Below are 16,373 nucleotides of genomic sequence, written 5' to 3' on the forward strand. Positions count from 1 at the left end.
GTCGATCCCCGCAATTTCCGGCGTCAGTCTGAGCCGATCATGTGCCCGGCACTGCCGACAGCATGATGATGGGATTGTCGCTGAGCGGTGCCATTGTTTCAAGTGTCATGTAGCGTGCACGCTGGACGGCCCATTCGTCGGACTGTTCCATGAGGATGGCGCCAACGAGGCGGGTGATCGCGGCTTCGTTCGGGAAGATGCCGACCACCTCGGTCCTGCGCTTGATCTCGCCATTGAGCCGCTCGATGGGATTCGTGCTGTGCAGCTTGGCGCGATGCTCCCGGGGAAAGGTCATGTAGGCCAGCACATCGGGTTCGGCATCGTCCATCAAGGTTGCCAGTTTGGGCAGTTTGGGTCGCACCTGATCGGCCACGGAACGCCATTGCTGGCTTGCAGCTTCGGGCGTTTCCTGGGCGAAGGCGGTGGCGATAAACGCGGAGACGACGCGCCTGCCACTCTTGCCGGCATGGGCCAAGGCATTGCGCATGAAGTGGACGCGGCAGCGCTGCCAGGTGGCACACAGCAGCTTGGAGACGGCCGCCTTGATGCCTTCGTGTGCGTCGGAGATGACCAGCTTCACGCCGCGCAGACCCCGGCGCGTCAGCTTGCGCAGGAAGGCTGTCCAGAAGGGTTCTGCTTCCGAAGGGCCGATGTCCATGCCGAGAACTTCACGGCGACCGTCGCTGTTCACACCCACCGCGACGATCACTGCAACCGAGACGATCCGCCCGTTCTGGCGAACCTTCACATAGGTCGCATCGATCCAGAGATACGGCCAGTCGCCCTCGATCGGGCGATCCAGAAAGGCGTGAACGCGCTCGTCGAGTTCTTCGCACAGTCGGCTGACCTGGCTTTTGGAGATGCCATCCATACCCAGTGCCTTGACCAGATCGTCGACCGAGCGGGTCGATATCCCTTGGATGTAGGCTTCCTGGATCACTGCGGTCAGCGCCCGCTCGGCCATTCGGCGTGGCTCCAGAAAACCGGGGAAGTAACTGCCCTTGCGTAGCTTGGGGATGCGCAACTCTACTGTTCCGGCGCGAGTCTGCCAGTCGCGCTCACGATGGCCATTGCGCTGGACAAGCCGGGTAGACGACTTCTCGCCGTAGCCAGCGCCGGTCAAGTTGCCGACTTCCATCTCCATCAACCGCTCGGCCGCAAACGCGATCATGTCGCGCAAAATATCAGCGTCCGGGGTCTTCTCCACCAGCGAACGCAAGTGCATCATAGGGTCGGTCATCGTGGTTCCTTCCGTCAGGTTCGAGCTTCGCAACCCAAACCTATCCGAAAATCACGGTGACCACCTCAGACCCCAGCTACACCACCTCGTGGGACACGATCCGGACCGGTGCCTTCTCCATCATACGAGTAGCTCCATGGCTGGATCGATCGCGCCTCTGCAGCGTCTGCGGAGCCACGTTTTCTTTCGCGCTATCGCGAAACTGCGCCCTGAGCGCGGCAAAGCGATTGCCCTAGCCTCGGCTGGTGGCCTCGTGGCGCTGCTTCAGGTGATCGAGCCCGTCCTGTTCGGCAAGGCGGTCAACGGGCTGACCTCGGGGGCCAATCCGCTCTCGTTTGTCGCCATGTGGTGCGCGATCAGCGTCACGGGCTTCCTCGCGGGCATGGTGATATCGCTGGGCGCGGATCGCATGGCCCACCGCCGCCGACTGTCGGCCATGGCGAAATACGTGGAGCATCTCCTCGCCCTGCCGCCGGCCTTTCACTTCCAGGCCCGTTCGGGTCGGCTGATGCGAATCATGATCTCGGGCTGCGAGAACCTGTTTTCCCTCTGGCTGCCTCTCTTGCGCGAGCAGATCGTGAACGGCGCGATCCTGTTGGCGCTGCTGCCGGTTGCGGCCTTCACCAACTGGCGGCTGGCGCTTGTCCTCGTCACGCTCATGATTGCCTACACGGCTGTGAATATCGTCGTGATGCGTCGCACCTCCTTCGGCCAGGCGCGCGTCGAGAACCAGTTCACCGACCTGTCCGGTCAGCTCGGCGATCTCTTCGGGAATGTCACGGTGCTTCAGAGCTTCCTGGCCGTGCCGGGCGAGCTCCGCTCGATCCGTTCGTCGCTGCATGAACTCCTGCATGCGCAATATCCGGTCCTCAACTGGTGGGCGATCTCGGCGGTATTGACGCGTGGAGCGTCGTCCATCGCCATCGTCTCGATCTTCGGGATCGGCTCGGCACTGGTCGCCCATCACCTCGCGACCATTGGCGACGTGGTGACCTTCGTGGGCTTCACCACGCTGTTGATCTCGCGACTGGAGCAGCTGACCGGGTTCATCGTTGGCATGGCCCAGCGCATTCCCGCACTGGAGCAGTTCTTCGCTGTACTGGATGAAGAATCGCATATCCGGGAGACGCCCGGCGCGAAGGCGCTGGAGGTGGGACGAGGGCATATTCGCTTCGAAAACGTCTCGTCCCGCTATCCAGGCGGGTCGGGGCGCGTGCAGGAGCTCAGCTTCGAGGTTCAGCCCGGCGAGACCATTGCGATCGTGGGGCCAACCGGCTCGGGCAAGTCCACCGCGCTGGGGCTGTTTCAGCGGGCGTTCGATCCCGACGAGGGACGCATCCTCATCGACGGCCAGGACATTCGCGGTGTGACCTTGTCCTCATTGCGGGCATCGACGGGCGTGGTGTTTCAGGAGGCTGGGCTGTTTAACCGCTCGATCGCGGAGAACATCGCGATGGGGGACGCGGACGCCTCGATGGAGCAGATCGAGCAGGCAGCGAAGGTAGCCGGCGCCTACGACTTCATCATGCGCAAGGAGGGCGGCTTCGCATCCGCCGTTGGCGATCGTGGACAGGGGCTGTCCGGCGGCGAGCGACAGCGGATCGCCATCGCGCGAGCCTTGCTGAAGGACGCGCCGATCCTGCTGCTCGATGAGGCGACGAGTGCGCTGGATGTCGCCACCGAGGCGCGCCTGCAGGAGAGCCTTGATCGTCTGCGGGAGGGACGGACGACCTTCGTCATCGCACACCGCCTCTCGACGATCCGCTCGGCCGACAAGATCATCGTGCTGGATCAGGGACGGATGGTCGAAATGGGCACGTTCGACGAGCTCGTGGTCAGCGGCGGCACGTTTGCGCAGCTGGCGCGCGATGGCGGGCTGGCCGAGCCGGCCAATGACGGGCACATTGTAAGAAGGGCCGCCTGAACCCGCGCCGGGTGTCGGGTGCCCCTGCTGTGTGGCTGACCTAGCCCTTCTAGTTCGCCAGCCGCGCAGGTGATCGCGCAGGCGGATCAAGATGCTGCTCCGGTAGGACCCGGGTGGCCACCTTTTCCGCGTCCGTCGGCAACCGAAGCAGATCCAGCGCCTCGCCCTGCCAACGCACCAATCCAAGATCCGCAAATGCTCGGAGCCATCCCTCCATTGGCCAGCGACCCCAGCGGGCCTGGAAGGTGCGCGCATTTCGCACGATGTCCTCGAGGTGCTGGAGCGGCGGGTCGTAACTGTCGTGATGCTGATGGCAGGCGATGGCCTGACCCACGAACAGCAGTCTGATATCCGCCTCGGACGCGCGAAAGCCGAAATCGGTATCCTCCGCGCCATAGCCGGTGAACGCCTCGTCGAACCCTGCCAACGACACAAAGCGGGCGCGCTTCAGTGCGAAGGCCAGTGACCAGAACAGCCCGGGATTTGGCTCCTCGCGGACACCATTGTCCGGAAAGGTGCGGACCGGATGGTGTCGGCCGGCCGCGATCAACTCCTCTTCGGTCCAGACGCCCCGCGCGTCATCCGGCCCCAGATAGCGCACGTCCGCGCAGAGCAGGGCGTCGTGATGGGCCAAGGTATCAGCGAGTATGCCGACGCAGCGTTCGAGGGGTATGCAGTCGACATCGAGGAAGATCAGATTCTCGAACCGAGCCAGCGCAGCCGCCCTGTTGCGGGCGGCGGCAAGCGGCAGGCCGTGTGTCTCGAAGCGATCGATACGGATCGGAAAGCCGGCAGGCGCGACGCTCACGGGCGTGTCGCTCATGTCCACGATCACGAGCTCGTCGGGCTGTCGCTCGCTCCTGCGGAGACCTTCAACTAGCTGCCGGAGATGGTGGCTGCGATTGCGGACGATCGTCAGGACGGAAACGCCCATCAGCTCTTCTCCCACAGATCGAGGCGATAGGTTTCGCGGCGCTCGGCAGTTACAACCGAGTAGTCAGGGCTCAGTTCGGCCCAGAGCGCATCGACGGCTTCATCGCCAGTCTGGGGATAGTCGGTCTCGCCCGTATAATGAACGAGGATGATCCGCCCATTGGGGGCGACGTGATCCCGCAGCCATTCGGCCGCCCGGTCGAGATCGGCCACGCTCCAGTAATATGCCACCTCCGAAAGGATCACGAGATCGAAGGACCCACCCTCCGGTGTCTCGCTTGGGAAGGCCATACGCTGCAGCATCAGGCCCGAGCGGTCACCCACCCGCTCGCGCGCCTTGGCCAGAGCCATGGTGCTGATGTCGACCGCCAGCAGTGTGTCGCACAGGCCGATCAGCTCGCCAGTCAGCACGCCGTGGGCGCAGCCGATTTCCAGTGCCCGCTCGTAGCGTCGATCGGCGAGAGCGGCACGAGTGTGCCTGAACTTTGCGGCCTCATAGGCGCTGCTCGCCAGATCCCACGGATCATCGTCCGACTCGAAGATGCCGTCGAAATACGCGGCGTTCAGGCTGGATCGGCTCATCGCCGCAGGCTCCTCACTGTGAGTGTGTCGCTACTGGGCATGCGCAGCTTTTCCGAAGGCAATCGAAAGCCGTTACCCAGGACGGGGGACATCTGACTGCGATGCGAGCGCAGGGCGTGCCGCCGCCGACCGGGCGCCACGACCGGCGTCACGACACGGCGCACCGACGCCGGGTGCGCGCTCCAGACATGGTAGGCGAACAGCGTGACGCTACGCCTGGCCGATCGCACAGCCGCCTCGGCGAGCTCAAAGGCCGCGACATGATCGCAATGCGTTTCGGTCCGGTCGGAGACAGCGATCGCGTTAATTCGAGAAGAGCGCAGAAGTGCTGCGAGCCTCTTGGCGGACCGGACGAAGGCGACGCTACCGGATTCATGGGGATGGGCGTCCCGCCATCCCAGCCAGTGGAGGCGGACCCCGCCGCCGCCCAGCTTGCGGATGGCGTGCCCTGCCTCGCGGCGACGGGTCGCAGCGAGGCGCGGCGTGCCGGCCGGATGCGAGCCCGACCCATCGGTCAGGAACACGATGCCGCCCAGCCGCCCCGTTGCTGCGGAATGGGCAATCAGGGCGCCCGTGCCCAAGGTCTCGTCGTCGGGATGGGGTGCAAGGATCAACCACCGCGCCCGTGCCCAACGGCTCTGCGTCAGGCGCTCGGCCGTCACCACAAGAGATCGTTCCCGCGCCAGATATCCCGATCGAGAAGCGCCTTGGCCGCCTCGTCTCGCGCGTGGTCCGGGCCGGCCTGGCGAAGGTAGAGCGAAAGATCGCGGATGATCTTGTCGGCGCGCTCGCCATCGAATGCGCTGCGGGTGCCCAGAATGCGGGCGGCGGCTTCCATCACGGTGAAGCCGGCCTGTTCGACGACGCCACGGGTCAGGCGCGCTATTGAGACGGCGTCCTCGTCGTCGGCCGCGAAGCGACGCGCTGCTTCCTCGACCCAGAAACCCGCGCTGCGGGTCGCGACGACGGCTTCGGCGAAGCGGGCCCGCTGCAGAGGATCACCGCGCGCCAAGTCACGCATGGACTGGCGAACCTCGATAACCAGCGCCTCGATCCCGCCGAGCTGGACGGCGCAGAAACGCCAGGCTCCCGCGGTGAAGCGGGGGTCGCAGTCATAGTCGCCCGCGGCCCCGAGCAGCATCTCCGGATTGGCGGGAACATCTTCGAGCGAGTACCGACCGCTGACGCTCGCGCGCATTCCGCGGACCCGCCATCCCGACACGTCCGCGCGGCTGGGGTCGTCGGCGGACACGATGACAAGGCGCCGCTCGGCGCCGTCGACCGCCGCGGTCACCAGAGCATAATCGAGGCCGCCCGCACCGCTGGCGAACATCTTCTGGCCCGACAGCGCCGGGGGATCCCCGGGTTCGAGGCGGACGCCGGGTTGTGGTTCGGTTGCCCAGACACCGAACCATGCGCCCGCATTCAGTGCGCTGGTCAGCCATTCGAGCTGCGCGGGCGTGGCATACCAGTCGAAAAGTTGGAGGGCGTTGACATGCCCCTCGTAGAGCCGTCCGACGCTCAAGTCGCCGCGACCGACTTCGCGCAGCGCCCGCGCCATTTGGGCGGCGCGGATTTGAGGGTCGGCGAAGACGTCGCCGCCGCACGCGCTTGGTGCGAAGCGGCGATGATGACCCGCGTTTCGTAGCGCGCGCAGGCTTTCGACCGGAAAGTGGGGCGCGGCGTCATAGCGCGCGCCCAATCCGGCCAGACGCGATACGATATCGCCGTCTTCCTCGGGACGCGGCTGGACGAACAGGGTCATGCAATGTGGCTCCGCGAGGAAGTTGTCTGCTGGCCCAACGCTTCAAGCCATCGCGCGACCCGTTCGGACCCGCATGGCGCTTCGAGTTCGCGCGGCCATGCCGAAGTTGCTCGGACCGCATCAAGCAGCTTCGGCCAGACGCTCTGCTCCGGCCAGTCCAGCGAGACGGCGGCCGCACCCAGCGAACCGAGCCGCCTCGCCTTCGAGACCTGCTCGTCGAACGGGCGCGCTTCGGGCAGACAGATGAACGGCCGTCTGTGCGCTAGAACGGCGCTCACGACGCCATCGCCGGCCGCGCCGACAACGATGCCGGCGCTGCCGATCAACGTGGCCGCATCGTCCACCCATCCGCGCAATTCGAGATTGGGTGGCAGGGTGCGGGGCACGGTACAGGGCCCTATGACGCGCCACCGACGATCCGGCACCGCGCGCGCCGCCTGTGCCCAGCGATCACCATCGCTGACGCCACCCCCGCGGCCCAGCACGACCAGCACGACGTCCTCTTCGATCTGCCCCGCCGTCGCACCGACGCCGTTGATGAGCGGCGCGTAGAAGGTCTTTTCTCGAAGCCAGTCTGGCGTTTCGTCATCGTCGAGCGCTTCATGGAACGGTGCGAGCAGGCCCGCGGCGCCCCGGAACGCATCGAGGTGAGGTTTGTCCAGCCGCTTGCCGGACAGCCGCACGTAGACTGTCGGAACGGACGCCAGGCGAGCCAGCATGGCGATCTCGACCGATACGTCGACGACGAGCAGCCGGGGCCGCTCCTCCGCGATCCATCGGCTGATCAGAGCCGTTCGTTGTCGGATGCCCTCGTGATCGACGGGAGCATAATGGAGAGAGGCCGGACGTTCGGTCTGGTCGATCCCCGCAAAACCATCATCCAGACGATCGTCCGGCAGCTCAACCACCGGAAGATCGCCGCTCCGGCCCGCGAGGCCTGTGCCGAGCAACGTTGCGCCATGCTCAAGCGCCTGCCCGACCGCGATCGCACGCTGGCGGTGTCCATCGCCGTGGTGGTGGACGTAGTATCCGATCGGGCGGCTCATGAACTACCGATCATCGGCAGGGTCATGTCGCAGGGCATTGGTGGCAGGAGACGCTCTGCTTCCACGAGGCCCGTGGTGCCCCGATCTTTTCGAAGATCGCGGCGCCACATCGCGCGCGCCTCCCAATGATCGAAGTGTGGAACATTGGGCAGTTCGCCGCGCGCTTCGGCGTCGATCCAGCGCTGGAGGTCTTCCGCCATGCCGCCGGTTGCGCGGCCGGTGGTGCGGGCCGACGTGCGCGTCCACACCGTCTGGGGGTGAACGAGCTTGCCCCCCGCCGCGATCGCGGCCTCGACCAGCGCTCGGTCCTCGCCGCTGGGCTGCAACGGCACACCCCCCGACCGGCGGTAAAGATCGACCGACAGAGCGAGGCTGGCGCCGGTGTGGTCGCCATGACGGGGCGCTGGATCCCAAGGCGAGGGATCGATTCTGTCCTCGATCGCACGCACTCGCCGCCAATAGGCGTCGAAATGCCTACGGAAGGCGAAGATTTCGGGGCATTCCTCCGCCTCGTCCTCGTCCAGTTCGATGCGTCCTCCGACAATCCTGTCGGGTGCGGAGGCTGCGAGATTGGCGGCGACCCAGTCGGCCGGCGGCCTGCAATCGGCGTCGGTCGAGATGAGCAGCCCTCCCGCCCTTCCAAGAATCTCGACGCCAAGCTGCATGGCAGCGCGCCGCGCGGACCCGGCATGGGCCAGCGAGGGCTCGAACTGGCATGCGACTTGGGTGAGCGTGAAACGCCCGTCGGCACGCGCTGCGGCGTGCTGGGCAATGCGTCCGGTGTCGTCGCTGCTGTTGTTCACGCACAATGCGACCCCGAAGGGCCTGTCGATGTCCTGTGTTGCCAAGGCATCGATGAGCGTCGCGATGCGGTCGGCTTCGTTGCGAGCGGGTATGCAGACGCAGACCTCGACGGTCACGCAACGCTCGCCAGGATGGGGATTGTGTCGATCATCAGATCGTTCACGCCGGCCGGCTTGGCACGAAGCTCCTGATACACCGCCTCATATCGATCGACCATTCGGTCGGCGTCGCAATGCCGTTCGGCATAGTCTCTGCAGGCTGTACGGCTGAGCCGAGCCGCGGCAATCGCCGCTGCGGCGAGTGACGCCACATCGTCGGGTTCCGCGAGCACGCCGCAATCTTCACTGAGGAGGGCGGGCACGCCTCCGCGACGGTAGGCGGCAACCGGCGTGCCGCAGGCCAGAGCTTCCGCCACGACCAGTCCATAGGGTTCTTCCCAGCGCGGCGTGCACAAGGCGGCGCTCGCTTCGCCGACCAGACCTGCGAGTTGGTCGTGCGCGAGATGGCCGACGTGGGTGATATCCCCGCCGAGCCTCGGGACGATCATTTCACGATAGTAGCTTTCGTCCGACACGGGCCCGGCGATCCGGAGCGGCATGCCGGCCAGCCGGGCAGCATCAATCGCATGATCAAGTCCCTTCTCCGGCACGATACGGCCATACCAGACCAGATAGGGCTGACCGTCGCCGGAAGCGCAGTACGGAAAGTGGCGCAAATTGATGCCGTTGGGGATGATGTCGTCCACCTTCGCCACATGGCTCCACATGTCGGCCGTCGCCTTCGAGACTGCGACATACCGCATTGGCCCGCGATTCAGCCGGATGCCGCTTTCGAGCCAGCAGAAGGGCGGCGTGTGAAGCGTGGTCAACATCGGCGTGGCGATCGTCTCCGCCATGCTGACCGGAAGGTAGTGAAGGGAGTTGTTGTGAATGACGTCAAACGAGCGGCTTCTGAGCTCGGTCATCAGCTGCAGGTAGGCATGATGCTCACGGAAGAACGCGACGTCGTTGGCCTCGGCTATGCCCGTCTCCAGAAGCGATGTTTCCTCGCAGATTGCTTCGACGCCGAGGACGGGGTCCGAATGGGTAGACGCGAACAGCGTCACGTCGTGACCGCGAGCCCGCAGCGATCGCGCCAGCATGTGCGTATGCATTTCGAGGCCGCCGGCGAAGGGTTCCCGGATCGCGTATTTCAAATGGGCGATGATCGCGATCCGCATAACAGGCAGTCCCCTCCACACGCGGCGCATGCTCCGACGGCGTGCGACAGACGACCAACGCCTCCGATGAAATTTATCTCCCTCGCTATAGTTCCGGGCCAGATCCAGCGCGCTAAGGAAAACTAATCTAGATCAGTACGTCTTCGTTTTATTTACGCCACAGAGCGCCGGTTAGCTTGTCGGCAAATACCGGCTGACATGAGACATGCCTGGGCCCACGGACGATTATAATGCGCGGACATTGCTTCCCCCGAAGTGCGAGATGGTAAGGCCAGTGTCGATCCCCACCTTAAATTTGATTGTGAACCGGCTGCTACATTCCGTTTGAGGTTGTCAGGGCACTGATGTCACTCGGACCAGAGCCTGCCCACGATCGGGCGGATTATTTCGGAAGGTCAGGGCCTTGCCCCCCCTTCCGCTCGTTCATGCAGTCCCAGGAAAAGGATGTGCCATGACCCCCGATCCCGAACTGAACAAGCAGCTGACCGACGACATCGCCGTTCAGGGCGCAACGGAAAGCGAACAGCCCTCGACCGCTGCTGAAGGCTCTGCCGGCACCGACAGCGACGACGCCGCCGAGATGGAGGAAGCGCAGGAGGAAGCTGCCGAAGAACGGAAGGAAGGCGGTTACCAGTGAGCGGCCCGAGTCTGTCGGCTTCGACGGCTCAGGCCGCCCGATCGCCATGTTTCAAGCTATCGAGGATTTCATGATGGAAGAAGATCCAGTCCGGAATGGCGTCTCGGAGGCAGACGCTGCCGCCGGTGGCCCGAGCGAAATTGATGTCGACGAAGCAACGTTGTCGGATGAGCAGCGCCTCGAGCTTCATCGTCGTCGATCGCTGGCGAGCGCGGTTGATGATGCCGATGCCAGCCACGAAGGCGGCATGGGCGCCCAAGGAGGCGCTTCCGATTTCGGCAACCCCAAGAATTTTGGACTGCCCGAATAGCCGGACGGGGCGAGCATTAGTGCTCGCCCCCCCGCGAACTGCCGGATGTATCGCTGTTGGGCGAGGGCTTATCCGAGCGGCCTTAACAGTTGTCCCTCGAAGGCACGCTTGTAGACTTTGCCGTTTTGATGAACACCATGACAGGTCCGGTGTCAGACACCGGACTTTCGTTACCTATTCGCTCTCAGCGGTGCCGGGCTCCGCCATCTTACGATGCTGCTCAGCCAGTACAGACCCCGGTGTGACATTTGCGAGCACGCCTTGGAGCTTTGTCTTCCAGCCGGAGAAGATCGACGCCTTTCCGGCCATGACCGCGTCCCAACCGTCCCTGGCGACGTCGGCCGGATCGCTCTTGTTCGGATCGGCGCCGACGGAGGTGTCGAGCATGTCGCCGCGCTCGAAGAACTCGGTATCGACCGGGCCCGGCATCAGCGTCGTCAGCGTGACGCCGTCGCTATCCTTGATCTCGTTGCGGAGCGCCTCGGTGAAGCTGTCCACGAATGCCTTCGTGCCATTGTAGACGGCCTGGAAGGCGCCGGGGATGTAGCCGGCCACCGATCCGGTCACGAGGACCTTGCCTTCGTTGCGCGCCACCATCGCCGGCAGCACCTTCTGGATCAGATAGAGCGTCCCGGTGATGTTGGTGTCGATCACGTGCCGCCAGTCGGTGACCTGCTGGTCGAGAAACGCATGGCCGAGACCGTGACCGGCATTGGCGCACAGCAGATCGACCTGCCGCGTGCCGACGGCTTCGAGGAGCGCGTCGACACCATCGGTCGTCGCAAGGTCCGCCTCGATCGAGACGACCGTGGTCCCGAACTGCTCGAAATCCTGTGCCGCCGCGTTGATCAGCGGTTCGTTGGCGACGACGAGAATGTCGTAGCCGTCTTTTGCCGCCAGCGTTGCCAGCTCGAAGCCAATGCCGGTCGAGGCACCGGTGATGATCGCGAATTTGCTCATGGAATCTCTCCGTTCAGGCAGCGAAGCCGAGGCCGGGCTTCAGCACGACCTTGGTCACCTCGTTCTGGTTGTCGTGGAACATCTGGTAGCCCTTCGGGGCCTCCTCGAGGTCCATGCGGTGCGAGATCAGGAAGGTCGTGTCGATCTTGCCTTCCAGGATCGCGTTGAGCAGCGCCGGCATGTAGTGCTGGACATGCGTCTGGCCGGTCTTGAGCGTCAGTCCCTTCTCCATGAAGGCGCCCAGCGGAAACTTGTCGACGAAGCCTCCGTAGACGGCGGGCATCGACACGCGGCCGCCCTTCCGGCAGGCGATGATGGCCTGACGGATCGAGTGCGGGCGATCCGTGCCCAGCATCAGCGTCTTCTTGACCTGATCCAGCACGTTATCGACGAAGAAGCCGTGCGCTTCGAGGCCGACCGCATCGATCACAGCGTCAGGACCGATTCCGCCAGTCATCAGCATCAGCGCCTCGTAGGTCGCTGTTTCCTCGAAGTTGATTGTCTCAGCCCCAAACTTCTTCGCGAGCTCCAGCCTGTGCGGGAAATGGTCGATCGCGATCACGCGCTCGGCGCCCATCAAGAAGGCGGACTGGACCGCGAACAGTCCGACCGGCCCACAGCCCCACACCGCGACCGTGTCGCCGGGCTCGATCTGCGCATTCTCCGCCGCCATCCAGCCGGTCGGCAGGATGTCCGACAGGAACAGCACCTTCTCGTCTTCGATGCCATCGGGGATGACGATCGGGCCGACGTCGCTGAAGGGCACGCGGACGTATTCCGCCTGCCCTCCGGCATAGCCGCCTGTCATGTGGCTGTAGCCGAACAGGCCGCTCATGGGCTGGCCGTAGAGCTCCTGCGCGATGTCCTGGTTGTCGGCCGGAAGCGCGTTGTCGCATGCCGAATACTGGTGCTTGCCGCAGTGGTAGCAGCTGCCGCACGCCATCGTGAACGGAACGACGACCCGCTGGCCCTTCTGCAAGTTGGATTTGGGTCCGACCTCGACCACCTCGCCCATGAACTCGTGACCGAGGATGTCGCCCGACTTCATCGTCGGAATGAAACCGTCATAGAGGTGGAGGTCCGAGCCGCAGATGGCGGTAGCGGTCACCTTGATGATCGCGTCGCGCGGGTTGAGGATTTCGGGATCGTCGACCGTGTCGACGCGGACGTCGTGCTTGCCGTGCCAGGCGAGTGCGCGCATCGATCAGGCCCTCTCTTCTTCGAGTTGCTTCTTGGTCCACGACGACGTGGCGATCTCACCGGTCTCCATCAGCTGCTTGAAGCGCCGGAGGTCACGGCGCGCCTGGATGGCAGGCTCCCGCTGGAACATCTTGGCGATGATCTTGCCGACGACCCCGACCGGGGGATCATAAGCGATCGTCGCGGTGACAACGGTGCCGCGCGCGCCCGCATCGCGAAATTCAATACGCCCGCTATTGGAGACGTCCGCACCCTCCTCCGACGCCCAGGCGAGCAGCTCGTTGGGGCGGTCTTCAGTGACGCGCGCGTCCCACTCGACGGTCTTGCCGCCGGGCGCCTTGACGACCCAATGCGACCTCTCTCCATTCAGCGCGATCGACACGACATTGTCCATGAAGGACGGTAGGTTCGAGAGATCGCGCCAATAGGCATAGAGCTCGGCTGCGGGACGATTGATCGTCACGGCACGCGCGGTGATCGCGCCGCCCTTTCCATCGATCAAGCTGTCGGTGAGGTCCGTTGCGGCATCATGCCGCTTTGACGTCGCAATGGGCGCGTCGTCGTCCGCTGTTCCGGGCATCGCTATCTCCTGGGGGTATGCCGTCAAAGCGCCCGGAACACCTTGGAGTTCCGCTCGTTTCCTTGCCGAAATCTAGTCGTGACAAGTATTTAGGACGCGCGGTCATTCGGTCCGGGCGGCCGGATAGCTGTGCGATCTGCCAAGGAAATCCAGCATGACCGCATCGCCCATTCGCTACGTCCCTTCCGTTGAACAGCCGTCACCGGACGAGGCGGAAGCCATCCACGGTCTGGAACAGACGTTTCAGAAGATCATGGACACCACGACCCGTGACTATGGGCGGGCCGTCCGTGGCGTCCACGCCAAGGGCCACGGCATCGTGCGCGGATCGCTTACCGTGTCCGACGCACTTCCCGTGGAACTTGCCCAGGGCCTGTTCGCAAATCCTGGAACCTATGAGACGGTGCTTCGCATATCGACGGCGCCCGGCGACATCCTCGATGACGGTGTCAGCGCGCCCCGTGGCATAGCGCTGAAGGTGCTCGGTGTTCCCGGCGAGCGCCTGCCCGGATCGGACGACGGCGACCAGGACTTCCTGATGGTCAACGGTCCCGTGTTCGGCGCCCCGACCCCGGCCGCGTTCCTGAAGAATTTGAAGCTCCTCGCCGCCACGACCGACAAGGGCGAAGGCCTTAAGAAGGCCTGGTCGGCGACACTGCGCGTGCTCGAGGGTGCGCTCGAGGCGGTCGGCGGCAGCTCGGTCCTGCTGTCGCAGCTCGGCGGCACGCCCGAAGTCCATCCGCTCGGCGAGACCTATTTCTCTCAGACCGCCTACCGCTACGGCGAATACATCGCGAAGTTTGCGCTCGTGCCGATTTCGACCGGCCTGACCGAAGTGACTGGAGCCAAGGTCAACGTCGGCGATCGGCCGGACGCCCTGCGCGAGGACGTTCGCGAGGTGATCGTCGAGCAGGGTGGAACCTGGGAGCTGCGGGTGCAGCTTTGCCGCAACCTGGAAACGATGCCGGTCGAGGATCCGACCAAGCCCTGGGATGATAAGGAAAGCCCCTTCGAGACCGTGGCGACGCTCCGCGTCGAACCGCAGGTGGCGTGGGAGCACGGCCGCAGCGATCGCGAGGAAGACAGCCTCTACTTCAGCCCGTGGCATGGCCTGGCGGCTCACCAACCCCTCGGCTCGGTCAACCGCGCTCGGCGACAGGCCTACGAATTCTCCGGCGGCCTCCGCAGTCGAACCAACGGCTGCCCAATGCACCAGATCAAGCAGCTCGAGGATCTTGATTCCGAATGAGCGTCCGCCTGAAGCCGCTTTCCGAGCAGGTGATCCTGATCACCGGCGCCAGCTCCGGGATCGGCCTCGCCACTGCCCGCGCAGCCGCCAGACGGGGCGCCGCGGTCGTGCTCGTCGCCCGCACCGAGGCGGCGCTCTCCTTCGTCGCCGACGGCATCTCGGCGAATGGCGGACGCGCTGCCTACGCGGTCGCCGATGTCGGCGTTCTGGCCGATGTCGAGGCAGCCGCACGCTTGGCCGTCGAACGCTTCGGACGCATCGACACTTGGGTGAACTGCGCCGGCGTTGCGATCTATGCGCCCCTGATCGAGACACCTAACGACGAGCATGCTCGCTTGATCCAGACGAACTACTTCGGCGCGGTCTACGGGGCTTTGACGGGCGTGAAACATCTTCGCGACCACGGCGGGGCACTGATCACGGTTGGCTCCATCGCTTCGGACTTCCCGTCGCCGATCATGGGAGCCTACTCGGCATCGAAGCACGCGGCGAAGGCGTACATCGAATCGCTACGCATGGAGCTGATCGCCTCTGGCCTCCCTATATCCGTGTCGCTCATCAAGCCGTCCGGCACGAACACGCCCATCGCGGAGCATGCCGCGAATCATGTCGACGGCGAGGCGCGCATCCCTCCGCCGGTCTATGATCCGCAGCTCGTCGCGGACGCCATCCTAGACGCTGCCGAGCGCCCGAGGCTGAACGTGACCGTCGGCGGCATTGGACGGCTGCAGGCGTTGGCTGCCGTGCACTTCCCGCGCATCTACGCGTTCCTGGGCAAGCCCGTAGCCGCATTGCTCTCGGATCCGGCAAAGCCCAAGACGCTGAGTGACAATCTCGACAGGGGGCAAGCCGAAGGCCGCGAGCGCTCTCTCCACGAGTCTGGCCGCAGCTTCAGCGTTTATGCGCCTCTTACGCGTAAGCCCGTCGCGGCGATCGCCGTCGGGGCGGTTTCCGTCTTGGCCGGATTCGCCCTCGCCGGGCGACTCCGCGCGGCGAAGGGCGAGCCGTCTCTTGGAAAGCCTGCAGCTGGCCGCAAAGTGTCCCGGCGGCGATAACGGCCTACCCTCCGCTGAACGCCCAGCGCAATGTCCCCGCCAAGCCCAGTGCTCCCACTTTTACGGCGGGTCTGAGGACGAACGGGCTGCGGCGCAGGCCATGCATCCGTCGCGCCCATGCCGGGAGCAGGTCCACCGCCGTTTGGGCTGTTATGGCCTGAACCGGTATCGCCAGAGGATTGTCAGGACGATGCCGCAGAACGAGGCGAGCGACTTCGCGGGTCCGGTCGTCAACCACGAGTTCCCGTCGCATCTCGTTGAGGAGGCGTAGAGCCTCCACCTTCGTGGTGGGAACGGGATCCGCGCCCAGAGCTTGCGCGATCTGGGCGAACTCCCTGAAATACGTATCCTGCTCGGCTGACGTCAGCGGTCGGTCGCCGTAACGCTGCCATGCCTCGAGGAAGCTGGTCGCCTCCGTGACGTGAACCCAGGCCAGACGGTGCGGATCACCCGCGCTGTATTCGGTACCATCCGCTAGCACGCCGGCCACGTTTTCGTGGACGCTGCGCACCCGCGCGATGGCGGACTCCGCCTGATCGCGCGACCCATAGGTGGTCAGAGCTATGAATCGGGCGGTTCGCCGAAGCCGACCCAGCATGTCGGTGCGGAAGTTCGAATGATCCCATACGCCGGCGAGAACGGCAGGATGGAGCATCTGGAGCAGCAATGCGGAGATGCCGCCGACCATCATGGTCGTAACATCGCCGTGGACCCGCCAGATCGCCGAATCACTGGCGAAGAGCGCGTCGGAACTGCGCTGCACCGGCTCTTCGCCGCGATCCTGGTCGTTGAAGAGGGAGCGGACCCTCGCGACGATGGCTTGCTTGGCCATTGTCTCCGCCATGCTCGCGAGTGCGTCGGACGGCGCC

General features: G+C 64.8%; 17 protein-coding genes. 4 read left to right on the forward strand and 13 right to left on the reverse strand.

Annotated elements, in window-relative coordinates:
• Positions 1–37 precede the first annotated feature (37 nt).
• Positions 38–1,240 carry an IS256 family transposase gene (locus PQ455_RS13685; RefSeq protein ID WP_273686647.1) on the reverse strand — a complete coding sequence of 401 codons (1,203 nt, stop codon included), beginning with the start codon at positions 1,238–1,240 and terminating at the stop codon, positions 38–40.
• 136 nt (positions 1,241–1,376) lie between these two features.
• Between PQ455_RS13685 and PQ455_RS13690 the strand changes: the two genes are divergently transcribed.
• Positions 1,377–3,164 (forward strand): ATP-binding cassette domain-containing protein, encoded by a 1,788-nt coding sequence (locus PQ455_RS13690; protein ID WP_273686648.1) that lies wholly within the window; start codon positions 1,377–1,379, stop codon positions 3,162–3,164.
• 49 nt (positions 3,165–3,213) lie between these two features.
• On the opposite strand, the gene PQ455_RS13695 is transcribed toward PQ455_RS13690, so the two are convergent.
• Genes PQ455_RS13695 through PQ455_RS13725 form a run of 7 tightly spaced genes read right to left on the reverse strand, consistent with a single transcriptional unit; the run spans position 3,214 to position 9,513 of the window.
• Positions 3,214–4,098, reverse strand: coding sequence for a glycosyltransferase family 2 protein (locus tag PQ455_RS13695; RefSeq protein ID WP_273686649.1), 885 nt, complete (start codon positions 4,096–4,098; stop codon positions 3,214–3,216).
• The gene (locus PQ455_RS13700; protein ID WP_273686650.1) at positions 4,098–4,679 is read right to left on the reverse strand and encodes a class I SAM-dependent DNA methyltransferase; all 582 of its coding nucleotides are present in this window, start codon (positions 4,677–4,679) and stop codon (positions 4,098–4,100) included. Before PQ455_RS13700 ends, PQ455_RS13695 begins: the two co-directional genes overlap by 1 nt.
• Complete coding sequence (locus tag PQ455_RS13705; RefSeq protein WP_273686651.1) at positions 4,676–5,293, reverse strand: PIG-L deacetylase family protein; 618 nt, start codon at positions 5,291–5,293, stop codon at positions 4,676–4,678. The genes PQ455_RS13700 and PQ455_RS13705 overlap by 4 nt, the downstream gene beginning before the upstream one ends.
• 44 nt (positions 5,294–5,337) lie before the next feature.
• Complete coding sequence (locus PQ455_RS13710; RefSeq protein ID WP_273686652.1) at positions 5,338–6,444, reverse strand: acyl-CoA dehydrogenase family protein; 1,107 nt, start codon at positions 6,442–6,444, stop codon at positions 5,338–5,340.
• Positions 6,441–7,490, reverse strand: a complete 1,050-nt coding sequence (locus PQ455_RS13715) for a glycosyltransferase (RefSeq protein WP_273686653.1) — start codon at positions 7,488–7,490, stop codon at positions 6,441–6,443. The genes PQ455_RS13710 and PQ455_RS13715 overlap by 4 nt, the downstream gene beginning before the upstream one ends.
• Complete coding sequence (locus PQ455_RS13720) at positions 7,487–8,410, reverse strand: glycosyltransferase family 2 protein (protein ID WP_273686654.1); 924 nt, start codon at positions 8,408–8,410, stop codon at positions 7,487–7,489. The genes PQ455_RS13715 and PQ455_RS13720 overlap by 4 nt, the downstream gene beginning before the upstream one ends.
• A complete protein-coding gene (locus PQ455_RS13725) occupies positions 8,407–9,513 on the reverse strand; it encodes a glycosyltransferase family 4 protein (RefSeq protein WP_273686655.1) in 1,107 nt (368 codons plus the stop codon). Before PQ455_RS13725 ends, PQ455_RS13720 begins: the two co-directional genes overlap by 4 nt.
• Before the next feature lie 451 nt (positions 9,514–9,964).
• Between PQ455_RS13725 and PQ455_RS13730 the strand changes: the two genes are divergently transcribed.
• A complete protein-coding gene (locus tag PQ455_RS13730) occupies positions 9,965–10,150 on the forward strand; it encodes a hypothetical protein (protein ID WP_273686656.1) in 186 nt (61 codons plus the stop codon).
• A gap of 28 nt (positions 10,151–10,178) precedes the next feature.
• Here the strand turns inward: PQ455_RS13730 and PQ455_RS13735 are convergent, their stop codons facing one another.
• The 4 genes from PQ455_RS13735 to PQ455_RS13750 all read right to left on the reverse strand — a co-directional run bounded on the left by PQ455_RS13735 (position 10,179) and on the right by PQ455_RS13750 (position 13,200).
• Complete coding sequence (locus tag PQ455_RS13735; protein ID WP_273686657.1) at positions 10,179–10,409, reverse strand: hypothetical protein; 231 nt, start codon at positions 10,407–10,409, stop codon at positions 10,179–10,181.
• A 225-nt stretch (positions 10,410–10,634) separates the two neighbouring features.
• On the reverse strand, positions 10,635–11,420 hold the full coding sequence (locus tag PQ455_RS13740; RefSeq protein WP_273686658.1) for an SDR family NAD(P)-dependent oxidoreductase: 786 nt from the start codon (positions 11,418–11,420) through the stop codon (positions 10,635–10,637).
• 13 nt (positions 11,421–11,433) lie between these two features.
• Entirely contained in the window at positions 11,434–12,621 is a 1,188-nt protein-coding gene (locus tag PQ455_RS13745) for a zinc-dependent alcohol dehydrogenase (RefSeq protein ID WP_273686659.1), read from the reverse strand.
• 3 nt (positions 12,622–12,624) lie between these two features.
• A complete protein-coding gene (locus PQ455_RS13750) occupies positions 12,625–13,200 on the reverse strand; it encodes an SRPBCC family protein (protein WP_273686660.1) in 576 nt (191 codons plus the stop codon).
• A gap of 154 nt (positions 13,201–13,354) precedes the next feature.
• Between PQ455_RS13750 and PQ455_RS13755 the strand changes: the two genes are divergently transcribed.
• Both PQ455_RS13755 and PQ455_RS13760 read left to right on the forward strand, forming a co-directional pair.
• Complete coding sequence (locus tag PQ455_RS13755; RefSeq protein WP_273686661.1) at positions 13,355–14,449, forward strand: catalase family protein; 1,095 nt, start codon at positions 13,355–13,357, stop codon at positions 14,447–14,449.
• Positions 14,446–15,504 (forward strand): SDR family oxidoreductase, encoded by a 1,059-nt coding sequence (locus PQ455_RS13760; protein ID WP_273686662.1) that lies wholly within the window; start codon positions 14,446–14,448, stop codon positions 15,502–15,504. Before PQ455_RS13755 ends, PQ455_RS13760 begins: the two co-directional genes overlap by 4 nt.
• 4 nt (positions 15,505–15,508) lie before the next feature.
• Here PQ455_RS13760 and PQ455_RS13765 read toward each other — a convergent pair whose 3' ends face one another.
• Positions 15,509–16,336 carry an oxygenase MpaB family protein gene (locus tag PQ455_RS13765; protein WP_273686663.1) on the reverse strand — a complete coding sequence of 276 codons (828 nt, stop codon included), beginning with the start codon at positions 16,334–16,336 and terminating at the stop codon, positions 15,509–15,511.
• Between the last annotated feature and the right edge of the window lie 37 nt (positions 16,337–16,373).

Source organism: Sphingomonas naphthae (assembly GCF_028607085.1).
Lineage (GTDB): Bacteria > Pseudomonadota > Alphaproteobacteria > Sphingomonadales > Sphingomonadaceae > Sphingomonas_Q > Sphingomonas_Q naphthae.

Coding starts and splice junctions, on each gene's coding strand:
- PQ455_RS13685 (WP_273686647.1), bottom strand. CDS start 1,240: ATGACCGACCCTATGATGCACTTGCGTTCGCTGGTGGAGAAGACCCCG.
- PQ455_RS13690 (WP_273686648.1), top strand. CDS start 1,377: ATGGCTGGATCGATCGCGCCTCTGCAGCGTCTGCGGAGCCACGTTTTC.
- PQ455_RS13695 (WP_273686649.1), bottom strand. CDS start 4,098: ATGGGCGTTTCCGTCCTGACGATCGTCCGCAATCGCAGCCACCATCTC.
- PQ455_RS13700 (WP_273686650.1), bottom strand. CDS start 4,679: ATGAGCCGATCCAGCCTGAACGCCGCGTATTTCGACGGCATCTTCGAG.
- PQ455_RS13710 (WP_273686652.1), bottom strand. CDS start 6,444: ATGACCCTGTTCGTCCAGCCGCGTCCCGAGGAAGACGGCGATATCGTA.
- PQ455_RS13715 (WP_273686653.1), bottom strand. CDS start 7,490: ATGAGCCGCCCGATCGGATACTACGTCCACCACCACGGCGATGGACAC.
- PQ455_RS13725 (WP_273686655.1), bottom strand. CDS start 9,513: ATGCGGATCGCGATCATCGCCCATTTGAAATACGCGATCCGGGAACCC.
- PQ455_RS13730 (WP_273686656.1), top strand. CDS start 9,965: ATGACCCCCGATCCCGAACTGAACAAGCAGCTGACCGACGACATCGCC.
- PQ455_RS13740 (WP_273686658.1), bottom strand. CDS start 11,420: ATGAGCAAATTCGCGATCATCACCGGTGCCTCGACCGGCATTGGCTTC.
- PQ455_RS13745 (WP_273686659.1), bottom strand. CDS start 12,621: ATGCGCGCACTCGCCTGGCACGGCAAGCACGACGTCCGCGTCGACACG.
- PQ455_RS13750 (WP_273686660.1), bottom strand. CDS start 13,200: ATGCCCGGAACAGCGGACGACGACGCGCCCATTGCGACGTCAAAGCGG.
- PQ455_RS13755 (WP_273686661.1), top strand. CDS start 13,355: ATGACCGCATCGCCCATTCGCTACGTCCCTTCCGTTGAACAGCCGTCA.
- PQ455_RS13760 (WP_273686662.1), top strand. CDS start 14,446: ATGAGCGTCCGCCTGAAGCCGCTTTCCGAGCAGGTGATCCTGATCACC.
- PQ455_RS13765 (WP_273686663.1), bottom strand. CDS start 16,336: ATGGCCAAGCAAGCCATCGTCGCGAGGGTCCGCTCCCTCTTCAACGAC.